Below are 13,115 nucleotides of genomic sequence, written 5' to 3'. Positions count from 1 at the left end.
ACTGACGAGTGAGAATATAATCACAAAATATGCATAAAAAATCAAAATCAAGCAAACAAAAAATTAACCAATAGAGAAAATGCAATTCAACCAATTAATTTTTAAGGAAATTATCCAATAATTGATGGCCTTGTTCGCTGAGGATACTTTCCGGATGGAACTGCACGCCCTCCAGTGGCAAAGTGCGATGGCGGATGCCCATAATCTCATCCATCACGCCGTTTTGTTCAGTCCATGCGGTCAGCTCAAAACAATCAGGTAGAGAGTCAGTAGCAATCACTAAAGAGTGGTAGCGGGTCACAGTAAGCGGCTGATTAAGCCCACGAAAGACACCCTGACCATTATGGCGAATTGCTGTGGTTTTACCGTGCATCACTTGCCGCGCCCGCACGATACGTGCGCCAAAAGCCTGCCCAAGCGCCTGATGGCCCAGACAGACGCCCAATATGGGCAATTTACCGGCAAAATGACGGATCGCGGCCACAGAAATCCCGGCCTCATTGGGGGTGCAGGGGCCGGGCGAAATCACCAAATGGGATGGTGATAATCTTTCAATATCAGCTAGTTGTACTTCATCATTACGTTTAACAACCACTTCCGCGCCCAGCTCACAAAAATACTGGTAAAGGTTGTAGGTAAACGAATCGTAATTATCGATCAATAACAGCATATTTAACCTAACTGACTAAGTTGGTAGATTGTAATGCACTTTGGTGGCAATAAAAGAGTCATCAAATCTTGTAGGGATAAAGGTCACCAGTTCCCCTACTTTTAACTGAGCAAGTCCCACCAAGATGGCCTTATCTCTTTTATCTATAAAAAATTGCCCAGCATAATTACCATCAACAGCTTTTATTGATACTAAATCGCCCTGAATTGATGATATTGCACCACGTATACGTTCACTAAATTGTGCATGAGTATGCCAGTTTTTAATATTGAGTTGAGGAATTTCATGGACTCCCGCCGCGAGATTTTTATACTCTGCAACACATTGGATAGAACAAAGTGCAGTCAATGACGCATGACTATTCACCAAAGTAATGGCTTTGAGATTTGAAGGGTTGATTGCTTCAATCAATATCAAACACTCATTATAAAAATTGATGACTTTATTCAAGTATGCGGGTGTGCCATAAAGACTTTTTGAGTACCAGACTGGCTCATGATGAGCAATTCTATTCCGTAATCGGTTAACATTTCTTAGAATATTAATCAGTTGCGGGTGCTTCATTTTTCTACCGGGGAATGCATGGTAAAGTAAGTCCGGCCACAGTCGTAAAGATTGATCGGCATTTATATCATGGGACTGACACAAATGGCTCCACACCCCAAAGGTTAATTCTGGTATTAAATTATCCGCAGTGAGCTCTATTCCCCTCTTTTCCAACTTATTTGCTGCCGATACTATTGCAACCTTGGTATCTTTATATTGATTATCGGTGGCTGAATCATAGAAATTCTTAAGCCACATAGGGTCGAATGCAGCATCAATTTCAGCCGCATTCTTACCCTGTTGCTTTAGGCGTTCTCTGAATAAGGATTCATAGCCCGAACAGAGGCCATTGCGAAGAGAGACTTCCAGTATTTGTAGTACAGGCAACAGTTCGGCGCATACTCGCTTATTCCAGATATACATACCGAGACATTCCGATATATCAGTTGTTTCAAAACAACGCTCATATGTCGCAATACGTTTTCCTGATATTGACTCAATAATACGTTCAACTGACATACATAATATCCAGTAATATATTTTGTTATTTCAATTTGTTAACGTTAATCTCCACAGCGCTACATTTAAAGATTTATTATTGGTTCCTCAGAACTGACTCGCAACAATACCCTGACTAAGGTAGCAACTTGACAGCACCTATTGACTCTGTAATTTACGCGCTATATAGTCCCTCTCGTACCAATGAACCAAGGTACAACTTGATAGGCACATAGGGTAGGAAACTATGCCTTTGTAGCCGACAGATATTCGGGATAACCCGCCTTAATGGCGGGTTTTCTCGTTTTAGAGACTAGGTCATTGCAGTGTTTTTAACGCTTGCGCCCACCAGTAATTGACCCCAAAACACCACGCAAAATTTGTCGGCCTAGATCGCGCGCCATACTTTTGGCGGCAGTCTGGACAATACCATCGCGCTTGCCGCCACGCGGCCCGGTAGAGCCAAACAACAAATCATTCAGCCCATCCATCAAACCGCCGCCGTGAGCATCTGGTTGCTGAGGTGCCGCCTCCCCACCCGAAGCCGCATCTCCCAAGGTTGAGGAGCCACCGGCAGACAATTTCTCATAAGCTGACTCGCGATCCACCATCTCTTCATAGCGGCCATATAGCGGCGAATGATTAATGGCGTGATTACGTGCAGTGGCATCCAGCGCGCCCATTTTGGATTGTGGGGCAATCACCATGGCACGCTCAACAATATTGGGCCGCCCTTTCTCATCAAGGAAAGAAATAAGTGCCTCGCCGACACCCAGCTCAGTAATCACCTGTTCAGCACTGAATGCCGGGTTCGCGCGCATGGTTTGCGCAGCGGATTTCACCGCCTTTTGATCCCGTGGAGTAAAAGCACGTAAAGCATGCTGCACACGGTTACCCAATTGGCCGAGGATTTTATCGGGAACATCCAATGGATTTTGTGTCACAAAATAGATGCCGACCCCTTTTGAGCGAATCAACCGCACCACTTGTTCAACTTTATCCACCAGCGCCGCCGGGGCATCAGTGAATAATAAATGGGCCTCATCAAAGAAAAAGACCAATTTTGGTTTATCGACATCACCGACTTCCGGCAGTTGCTCGAACAGTTCGGCTAACAACCACAGCAGGAAAATGGCATAGAGTTTAGGTTGATTAATCAGCCGGTCAGCGGCCAATAGATTGATAACACCTTGCCCATTGCTGTCAGTTCGCATCAAATCGTGAATATCCAGCATCGGCTCACCAAAAAATTGATTAGCACCCTGCTGTTCTAAGGTCAGTAAACCGCGCTGGATAGCGCCTACCGAGGCGGGCGTAATATTGCCGTATTGGGTGCGGAACTGCTTGGCATTGTCGCCAACGAATTGCACGATGGCGCGCAAATCTTTCATGTCTAACAGCAGCAAATTATTGTCGTCGGCAATTTTAAACACTAATTGCAGTACGCCACTTTGCACTTCATTGAGATCAAGCAGACGCCCCAGTAGCAGCGGGCCAAGATCAGAAATGGTGGCCCGGATGGGATGGCCTTTTTCAGCGAAAATATCCCAAGGTACAATCGGGCAAGCTTGGGGTTGCCAGTCAGTGACGCCAATTGCCGTCAGTCTTGCTTGCAGTTTTTCTGATTCAATACCTTCCGCGCCAATACCGGATAAATCGCCTTTCACATCGGCCAGAAATACCGGTACGCCAATACGGGAAAACTGCTCAGCCATTTTTTGTAATGTGACCGTTTTACCGGTACCGGTCGCGCCGGTAATCAGCCCATGACGGTTTGCCAATGCCGATAAAATCACTAAATCCTGTGCTGGCTGCGCCTTCGCGATAAGCAATGCTTCACTCATGAACCTTTCCCCCAAGCTAAGACAGATAATTGATTATATGCAACCTGTTGATTAATTTCTGATGGGATGGGATTTTTAGGAGATAAACCAGCTTTCGGGGATGAAAGCTGGTTGCAGCAATTAAGGTAAAACTTTCGCCGACAGAATGGTGATAGGTTTCACTGGCACATTCTGATACGGGCCGACGTTTTCAGTCTGAACCTGGGAGATTTTCTCTACCACATCCATCCCCTTAACCACTTTACCGAACACGGCATAGCCAAAATCGCGCTGGCCGTGATCGAGGAAAGCATTGTCTGCCACGTTGAGGAAGAACTGGCTGGTGGCGCTGTCTTTATCTGCGGTGCGGGCCATGGAGATAGTGCCACGCAGGTTACGCAAGCCGTTATCCGCTTCATTTTTGATGGGGGTTTTAGCCGTTTTTTGTTTGAAATCGGCTGTAAAACCTCCGCCCTGAATCATAAAACCGGGGATAACGCGGTGGAATATGGTGTTGTTGTAATAGCCGTTGTTGACATAATCAACGAAATTCTGCGTTGAAACCGGTGCCTTCTGGCTATTGAGTTCCAACTCAATATTCCCAACCGACGTCGTTAACAACACATGAGGTTCACCGGCAGCCAAAGCAGCGGGTGCCACGGCGCTTAGAGAGCAAAGTGCGATGAAGGTCACTAAAGTACGTTTAAACATTAACGGTTCCTTTCTGTGGGATGCGAACAACGGAAAAACGCTTTGATTCTAAAGACCTGACCCACGCAATGCCACCCATTTACGGTTATTTATGTTACAGAATGCGCATTTTCGCTGAAAACTCGCCGCATCAGCAGTGAAATAGCGTAATGGCGATTAATTAATCATATTAACCCCTCTACCAAATCCTAGCCGACAGTGAAATTCTGTAACCGGGATCACGTCTTGCTTATTTTCTTACTCTCAAACTGCCATTTTTGCGAGCAGCATCCCATTTTGTTTTTGGTTAATCGTTAGTCTTTCTTCTCAAATGAGAGCGCTCTCATTTCTAATTTATTCATTTGGAGGCCAAATATGAAAACCTTTAAAATTACCATTATTGGTGGCGGCAGTAGCTATACCCCAGAATTAGTTGATGGATTAATTCAGCGGATTGACCAGTTACCGGTCACGGAACTGGCGCTGGCTGACGTCGAGTTAGGCCGTCAAAAAGTGGAAATTATTGCTGCACTGACCCGCAGAATGCTGGATCGCCACGGGCTGGAGCGCGTGAAAGTTAGTGTTCACTTCTCCCTGGATACCGCAATCGAAGGTGCCAGTTTTGTTCTGACACAATTCCGGGTTGGCCAACTCCCAGCACGGGCAGCAGATGAGCGCTTGGGTCTGAAATATAACTTGCTCGGGCAGGAGACGACTGGCGTCGGCGGTTTTGCCAAAGCGCTACGCACTATTCCGGTAATGCTGGATATTGCGGCTAAAGTTGAGAAACTGGCACCAGATGCTTGGATAATTAACTTTACTAACCCCGCCGGTATCGTCACCGAAGCGGTAACCCGCTATAGCAAAGCGAAAATTATTGGCCTGTGTAATGTTCCAATCAGCATGCACCACATGATTGCAAAACTACTGGATGCGCCTTATGAAGATATCCAACTGCGCTTCGCCGGGCTTAATCATATGGTGTGGGTGCATGAAGTATTGCAGCAGGGTAAAAATGTCACCGCAGATGTGCTGAACATGCTGTGTGACGGCGCTTCACTGACCATGAACAACATCAAGGAAGCACCATGGCCGCCGGAATTTCTGCGGGCAATGGGCGCAATTCCTTGCCCATATCATCGCTATTTCTACCAGACTCAAGATATGCTGGCAGAAGAGCAGGCCGCTGCCGCTGAACGTGGTACCCGCGCAGAGCAGGTGATGCAGGTAGAAAAAGAGTTATTTGATCTGTACGCTGACCCCCATCTGGACAGCAAACCGGAGCAATTGAGTTTCCGGGGCGGATCATTTTATTCTGAAGTAGCACTGGAACTTATTCGTGCAATTCATAATAATTTAGGGACGCAACTTGTAGTGAATACCACAAACCGTGGTGCGATTCGTGGTTTGTCTGATGGTTCCGTGGTAGAAACCAACTGTATTGTTGATGCACAAGGTGCTCATCCGCTCACTTTCGGGCCTTTGCCGGTGTCAATGCACGGGCTAACTCAGCAAGTCAAAGCCTATGAGCGCCTGACGATTGAAGCGGCAGTTCACGGTGATCGCCGCAGTGCTCTGCTGGCATTAGTGACCAATCCGCTGATTGGCAACGCCAGCATTGCTCAGCCACTGCTGGAAGAGGTTTTACAGGTCAATAAACCTTACTTGCCGCAGTTCGCAGATTTGTAACATTAACTCATTTTATTACCCACAGTAATTGGAGTTGCAGTTCCCCCTGCAACTTCAAATATGAAAGGGACTGGAGCAAGATGATGGTCACACTGGAAGACGTCGCGGTATTAGCCGGGGTTTCCCGCGCTACAGTATCCCGCGTGGTCAACGGTGATACCAATGTCAAAGCGCAGACGCGCGAAAAAGTCGAACAGGCGGTCGCGGTATTGGGCTATACCCCTAACCCTGCCGCACGGGCACTGGCCTCCAGCCAAAGTCATACCTTGGGGCTAGTGACCACCTCTTATCGCGGCGGCTTTTTTGGTGCATTGATGGATTGTGTCCAAACTGAAGCTGAATCTCAGGGTAAACAGCTATTAGTCACTCAAGGGCGGGATAATGCAGATAAAGAATGGCAAGCTATCCAGCGCCTGTATAACTTACGCTGCGATGGTTTAATCTTGCATGTCCGTTTTCTCAGTGATGAAAGGCTGCATCAGTTGGCAGCGGCTGGGCGCTCATTTGTGTTATTGGATAGGCTGGTTCCCGGTCTGGAAGCCCGTTGTGTTACTTTTGATCATCGTCGCGCCAGCCAAATGGCAGCACAGGCATTGATTGATGCCGGCCATCGCCATATTGCTTGTATCAGTGGCTCCGCACAGCGCCATTCCAGTGAATTACGCCGTCAGGGTTTTCTTGATGCTATGCAATTAGCCGGTTTAGAGCCGGTGGCCTGTGTAGAAGGGGTTTATGACTTGGAAAGTGGTCATCAGCGCGCCGATGAAATCCTCAGCCGCCCCAATCTCCCCACCGCCATTTATTGTTGCAACGAAGAAATGGCCATCGGCGCTTTGTTGGCTATCAATAAGCACCATTTACAAGTACCGCAGGATATTTCATTGCTTTGCTATGACAGCGGCGAACGCGCCCCATTTGTCCGCCCGGCCTTGACCAGCTTGCATTTCCCCATTGTAGAAATGGCGCGACATGCAACTCAATTGCTAATTAACCCGTTGATTCCCAACGCCAGTTTCCCACCGGCGATTATCATGCGCGAGTCAGTTATGCCGCCCAAGAAGTAGCTTTTCTGCCAACTCATACAGTACCCGACCACCTTCCTTGCTATCACGATGCTTACTATCACGATACTTACTACCACATCCGTCTTAGTCGCGCTCAAAGCGCGCTCACATCCCGGTCATATTCAGAATATTTATCCTCTGGCTCACTCCTGAACTGTGACACATCACAATTATTATCAATGACATTTCATAAATTACATTAAAAGTTGAATGTAAATCACAAAAAATCACTATGCCTATGCTAGGATCCGCGGCCTCAGTAGTGAAACTGGTTTGAACGCTTTCTATAAATGTTCTTACTATTATTGTTTAAATATTATGCTGACACAGGCCCCATCTATGAATAACAGCAATCGCCTTCGACTCACTTGGATCAGTTACTTTTCATACGCGCTGACCGGTGCGTTAGTTATTGTCACCGGGATGGTGATGGGAAATATCGCAGAGTATTTCAATCTGCCTATTGCCAGTATGAGTAACACATTCACTTTCCTTAACGCCGGTATTTTGATCTCTATCTTCCTGAATGCTTGGTTGATGGAAATCATTCCATTAAAACGTCAGTTAGTGTTTGGTTTTATTCTGATGTTAATTGCTATTGCCGGGTTAATGGTTGGCCATAATCTGATGGTCTTCTCCATCAGCATGTTCATTCTAGGGGTTGTCAGCGGGATAACTATGTCGATCGGGACATTCCTGGTCACCCATATGTATGAAGGGCGTCAGCGCGGTTCTCGCCTGCTGTTCACCGACTCATTCTTCAGTATGGCTGGGATGATTTTCCCGGTCGCCGCGGCAATGCTGCTGGCGCGCCATATTGAATGGTACTGGGTTTATGCTTGTATCGGCCTACTGTATGTCGGTATTTTCGTGCTGACATTGTGCTCTGAATTCCCGGTTCTTGGCCACAAAGCCACTGACCAGAGCAAGCCGGTGGAGAAAGAAAAATGGGGCCTTGGCGTATTATTCCTGGCGATTGCTGCACTGTGTTATATCCTCGGCCAACTCGGTTTCATCCAGTGGGTGCCGGAATATGCCACCAAAAACTTCAACATGGATATCAACCAGGCGGGCCAATTAGTCAGTAACTTCTGGATTTCCTACATGATTGGGATGTGGGCATTCAGCTTTATCCTGCGCTTCTTTGACCTACAGCGCATCGTGACCATACTGGCTGCGCTGGCGACATTGGCGATGTACATGTTTGTCAGCACCAATAACCCAGAGCACCTGAGCTACTACATTCTGGCGTTAGGTTTTGTTTCCAGTGCTATTTACACCACCTTGATTACATTGGGTTCACTGCAAACCAAAGTGTCTTCGCCAAAACTGGTGAACTTCATTCTGACCTGTGGCACCGTCGGCACCATGCTGACTTTCGTGGTCACTGGCCCGATTGTGGCTAACAGTGGTGTTCATGCCGCGCTGGCAACCGCCAATGGTTTGTATCTGACCGTGTTTGTGATGTGTCTGATTCTGGGCTTCTTCACTAAGCACCGCAGCCACGGCCATACAACCAACTGATTTAGCTGTTTTATTGCCCTGCCGCCATCTCGGTTGCAGGGCAATCACTGTTTTTTTATTTAAAGCTAACTATTTCTTCCTGCCCTAAATATATCCGACTTTCTGTCGGTTGCGTCTTGGCGATCACCACGCCATGGCGAATAGAATAATGCACAGGTACCTGTCGCCGTACAGCATCAAAACCATTGTCGGCGGGCAGAATAATCACGTTAGCGCTATTCCCCGGCTGCAAACCATAATCCGACAAATTCAACGTTCTGGCGCTGTGGGTGGTGATCAAATTCAGCCCATCATTGATTTGGCCATAGCCCATCAACTGACAGATATGTAATCCCATATGCAGCACCTGCAACATATTGGCGGTGCCCAGTGGATACCACGGGTCGAACACATCGTCATGCCCGAAACAAACATTAATCTCTGCCGCCAGCATCTCTTTCACCCGAGTAATACCGCGCCGCTTGGGATAAGTGTCAAAGCGCCCTTGCAAGTGAATATTTACCAGCGGGTTAGCAACAAAATTAATGCCGGACATTTTCAGCAGACGGAATAACCGCGAGGTATAAGCGCCATTATAAGAGTGCATCGCCGTGGTATGGCTGGCGGTCACCCGTGCGCCCATGTTCTCCCGGTGCGCCAATGCCGCCACCGTTTCGACAAAGCGCGACTGTTCATCATCAATTTCATCACAATGAACATCCACCAGCCGCTGATATTTCTGCGCCAATGCAAAGGCGATATGCAGCGATTCGACGCCATATTCACGAGTAAATTCAAAATGAGGAATCGCGCCAACCACATCAGCGCCTAGCCGCAGCGCCTCTTCCAGCAGTGCGGCCCCCTCGGGATAAGAGAGAATTCCCTCTTGTGGGAAGGCCACAATCTGCATATCCACCCACGGACTGACTTCTTCTTTGACTTCCAACATCGCGCTCAAGGCGGTCAAACTGGGGTCAGAAACATCAACATGGGTGCGAACATGCTGAATTCCATTGGCTATTTGCCATTTTAAGGTTTGCCAGGCGCGCTGTTTAACATCCTCGCGAGTCAGTAGCGCTTTGCGCTCGGCCCAGCGCTCAATGCCCTCAAACAAGGTGCCGGATTGATTCCAACTGGGCTGCCCGGCAGTTTGAGTGGTATCCAGATGAATATGCGGCTCAATAAATGGCGGCAAAGCCAGCCCACCTTGTGCATCCAATATCCCCTCACCGGCGACGGTCTGCTCCGGTTGTGGCGCAATCGCGGTGATTTTGCCATCTGCAATGGTTATCTGCCACAGCCCCGTTTGCCCACTAAGGCGGACATTATTGATAGTGTTTAATAAATGAGGGGTTAAAGATTTACCCGCCATAAAGGCCTCCATGATTGTTTTTCATTATTACCCTTTAGCTTACCCGACCCATCTCCCCTCGCCCGATTTTCTTTTAATAAAACACCGTTTTATTTTAATAAATCAAAAAACCAAAACTGAAACCATTCAGCTAAACATGAATGAAATCCACAACTTATAAAAAACGTTAAAAATCAGCCATCTACCACCTTAGAGGTATATAGGGAGCAAATTGATTTACATCAATAAGTGCGCCGTGCGGAAGATTAAGGTGAGGGTAGAAAATTAAAAATTGAGGCAAAAATGAGCAAAGTCAAGCTTGCCATCATCGGCAACGGCATGGTCGGCCACCGCTTTATTGAAGACTTATTAGATAAAGCAGATAAAGACCAATTTGAGATAACCGTATTTTGCGAAGAACCGCGCATCGCTTATGACCGGGTTCATCTTTCTTCTTATTTCTCCCACCACACTGCGGAAGAACTGTCACTGGTTCGCGAAGGTTTTTATGAAAAGCACGGTGTCAATGTGCTGGTCGGCGAACGCGCGATTACCATCAATCGCAAAGAGAAAGTTATCCATTCCAACAGCGGCCGTACTCTGTATTACGACAAGCTGATTATGGCGACCGGCTCTTACCCGTGGATCCCGCCGATTAAAGGCAGCGAAGGGCAAGACTGCTTTGTTTACCGCACCATTGAAGACTTAAATGCCATTGAAGCTTGCACCCGCCGCAGTAAACGCGGCGCTGTGATTGGCGGCGGGTTATTAGGATTAGAAGCAGCCGGCGCGCTGAAAAGCCTCGGTGTCGAAACTCATGTCATTGAATTTGCACCCGTATTGATGGCGGAGCAACTTGATCCAATGGGCGGCGACCAACTGCGCCAGAAGATTGAGCGCATGGGCGTCCGAGTTCACACCGGCAAAAATACGCAAGAAATTGTCCATAGCGGGCAAAACAGCCGCAAAACTATGCTGTTTGCTGATGGTTCGCAGCTGGAAGTCGATTTTATCGTCTTTTCCACCGGCATCCGTCCACAAGACAAACTGGCCCATCAATGCGGTTTAGCCACAGCACGCCGTGGTGGTATTGCTATCAATGATAATTGCCAGACCTCTGATCCGGATGTGTACGCCATTGGCGAATGCGCATCATGGCAAGAGCGGACTTTCGGGCTGGTTGCGCCGGGTTACAAAATGGCGCAAGTGACCGCCGACCATTTATTGGGCCGTGAAAATGCTTTCCACGGCGCGGACATGAGCGCCAAGCTCAAACTACTGGGGGTCGATGTCGGCGGGATTGGTGATGCCCATGGCCGCACTGAAGGCGCGCGCAGTTATGTCTATCTGGATGAAAGTAAAGAGATTTACAAGCGTTTGGTAGTCAGTGCCGACAACAAAACCCTGCTCGGGGCAGTGCTGGTGGGCGATACCAGCGATTACGGCAATCTGCTGCAATTGGCACTGAATAATATTGAGCTACCGGAAAATCCAGACAGTCTGATTTTACCGGCTCATGCCGGTAGCAAACCGGCGATGGGGGTCGACTCCCTGCCGGACAGTGCGCAAATCTGCTCCTGTTTTGATGTCACCAAGGGCGATATTATTCAGGCCATCGGCCAGGGCTGCCATACCGTGGCGGCGCTGAAATCGGCTACCAAAGCCGGTACCGGCTGCGGCGGCTGTATTCCACTCGTCACCCAAGTGTTAAATGCCGAACTCAGCAAGCAAGGTATTGAAGTTAATCATCATTTATGTGAGCACTTTGCCTATTCGCGCCAAGAGCTATACCACCTGATTCGCGTTGAACAGATTAAAAATTTCGATGCCTTGCTGGAAAAATACGGCAAAGGTTACGGCTGCGAAGTCTGTAAACCGACGGTCGGCTCACTGCTGGCATCCTGCTGGAATGAATATGTCTTGGAACCGCAACATACCCCGTTGCAAGACACCAACGACAACTTCCTCGGCAATATCCAAAAAGACGGCACTTACTCGGTTATCCCGCGCTCACCGGGTGGGGAAATCACCCCTGACGGCTTGCTGGCCATAGGCCGCATCGCCAAAGAATATAATCTCTACACCAAACTGACTGGCTCACAGCGCGTCGGGATGTTTGGCGCGCAAAAAGACGACCTGCCCGCTATCTGGGCGCAGTTGATTGAAGCGGGCTTTGAGACCGGACACGCCTATGCCAAAGCCCTGCGCATGGCAAAAACCTGTGTCGGTAGCACCTGGTGCCGCTTTGGCGTGGGTGACAGCGTTGGCTTTGGTGTGGCGCTGGAACACCGCTATAAGGGCATCCGTACACCACACAAAATGAAATTTGGTGTCTCCGGCTGTACCCGTGAATGTTCTGAAGCACAGGGCAAAGATGTCGGGATTATTGCCACCGAAAATGGCTGGAACTTGTATGTTTGCGGTAACGGCGGGATGAAACCTCGTCATGCAGATTTACTGGCAGCGGATCTGGACGAAGAAACCCTGATGCGCTATCTCGACCGCTTTATGATGTTCTATATCCGCACCGCCGATAAGCTGCAACGCACCTCGGTGTGGCTGGAAAGTCTGGAGGGCGGCATTAATTACCTGCGCGCCGTTATTCTCGACGACAAACTGGGCATCAATGATCAGCTCGAAACTGATATTGCCCGTCTGCGCGACAAAGTCGTCTGCGAATGGAAAGTCACCGTGGAAAACCCTGCGGCGCAAGTCCGTTTCGCCCACTTTATCAACAGCCCGCTGCGCGACCCCAATGTACAAGTGGTGCGCGAACGCGACCAACATCGCCCGGCCCGCCCGGAAGAACGCATCCCAGTCCGGATGCTGGAACTGGAGGAAAACCTATGAGCCAGTGGATCCCACTTTGCCCATTAAATGACATTTTGCCCGGTAGCGGCGTATGCGGTCTGATTGGCGAGCATCACGTCGCGGTCTTCCGGCCTTATACCGACGAACAGGTTTTTGCTATCAGCAATATTGACCCCTTTGCTCAGGCCAGCGTGTTGTCGCGTGGATTAATTGCAGAACATCAAGGTGATTTGTGGGTGGCTAGCCCCCTGAAAAAACAGCATTTTCGCCTGCATGATGGTTTCTGTCTGGAAGATGAAACGCGCTCAGTGACCCATTACGACGTGCGGGTTCGTGACGGCATAGTGCAAGTCAAAGCGTAATAGATAACGGGTTCTGGCAAATGCCGGATGCTGACAAAAATAACTTCAATTATCCCCAAGGATATTGGCGTCGCAGCGAACACTGCTGCGGCGTCGAGAGCTAGGGGA

The 13,115-nt window shown here is 48.6% G+C and carries 10 protein-coding genes; 5 read left to right on the top strand and 5 right to left on the bottom strand.

Features of this window, described 5'->3' with window-relative positions; translation table 11 throughout:
* Positions 1–94 precede the first annotated feature (94 nt).
* From OP863_RS01075 to ppiA, 4 genes are all read right to left on the bottom strand, one after another.
* Positions 95–670, bottom strand: coding sequence for an aminodeoxychorismate synthase component II (locus OP863_RS01075; RefSeq protein WP_145586401.1), 576 nt, complete (start codon positions 668–670; stop codon positions 95–97).
* Between the two features lie 15 nt (positions 671–685).
* Positions 686–1,735, bottom strand: a complete 1,050-nt coding sequence (locus tag OP863_RS01070) for an Abi family protein (protein WP_145509939.1) — start codon at positions 1,733–1,735, stop codon at positions 686–688.
* Positions 1,736–2,046: 311 nt separating this feature from the next.
* Entirely contained in the window at positions 2,047–3,558 is a 1,512-nt protein-coding gene (locus OP863_RS01065) for a helicase HerA-like domain-containing protein (protein WP_265525792.1), read from the bottom strand.
* Positions 3,559–3,678: 120 nt separating this feature from the next.
* The gene (gene ppiA / locus OP863_RS01060) at positions 3,679–4,248 is read right to left on the bottom strand and encodes a peptidylprolyl isomerase A (protein WP_025376626.1); all 570 of its coding nucleotides are present in this window, start codon (positions 4,246–4,248) and stop codon (positions 3,679–3,681) included.
* Positions 4,249–4,602: 354 nt separating this feature from the next.
* Here ppiA and OP863_RS01055 point away from each other — a divergent pair, with 354 nt between their 5' ends.
* The 3 genes from OP863_RS01055 (at position 4,603) to tsgA (ending at position 8,504) form a co-directional block, all read left to right on the top strand.
* Positions 4,603–5,916 (top strand): 6-phospho-beta-glucosidase, encoded by a 1,314-nt coding sequence (locus OP863_RS01055; RefSeq protein ID WP_038637184.1) that lies wholly within the window; start codon positions 4,603–4,605, stop codon positions 5,914–5,916.
* 83 nt (positions 5,917–5,999) lie between these two features.
* Entirely contained in the window at positions 6,000–6,980 is a 981-nt protein-coding gene (locus OP863_RS01050) for a LacI family DNA-binding transcriptional regulator (protein ID WP_145591594.1), read from the top strand.
* Between the two features lie 339 nt (positions 6,981–7,319).
* Positions 7,320–8,504, top strand: a complete 1,185-nt coding sequence (gene tsgA, locus OP863_RS01045) for an MFS transporter TsgA (protein ID WP_265525791.1) — start codon at positions 7,320–7,322, stop codon at positions 8,502–8,504.
* A 55-nt stretch (positions 8,505–8,559) separates the two neighbouring features.
* Here the strand turns inward: tsgA and OP863_RS01040 are convergent, their stop codons facing one another.
* Positions 8,560–9,867, bottom strand: a complete 1,308-nt coding sequence (locus OP863_RS01040) for a cytosine deaminase (protein ID WP_072089153.1) — start codon at positions 9,865–9,867, stop codon at positions 8,560–8,562.
* 270 nt (positions 9,868–10,137) lie between these two features.
* On the opposite strand from OP863_RS01040, the gene nirB reads away from it, so the two are divergent.
* A complete protein-coding gene (gene nirB, locus OP863_RS01035) occupies positions 10,138–12,684 on the top strand; it encodes a nitrite reductase large subunit NirB (protein WP_038637195.1) in 2,547 nt (848 codons plus the stop codon).
* Positions 12,681–13,007, top strand: a complete 327-nt coding sequence (nirD, locus tag OP863_RS01030) for a nitrite reductase small subunit NirD (RefSeq protein ID WP_145587997.1) — start codon at positions 12,681–12,683, stop codon at positions 13,005–13,007. Before nirB ends, nirD begins: the two co-directional genes overlap by 4 nt.
* The last annotated feature ends 108 nt before the right edge of the window (positions 13,008–13,115 follow it).

Source organism: Yersinia sp. SCPM-O-B-9106 (C-191) (assembly GCF_026183365.1).
Lineage (GTDB): Bacteria > Pseudomonadota > Gammaproteobacteria > Enterobacterales > Enterobacteriaceae > Yersinia > Yersinia rochesterensis.
The sequence above is the reverse complement of the archived record's forward strand: the minus strand, read 5'-3'. Positions and strand labels throughout refer to the sequence as shown.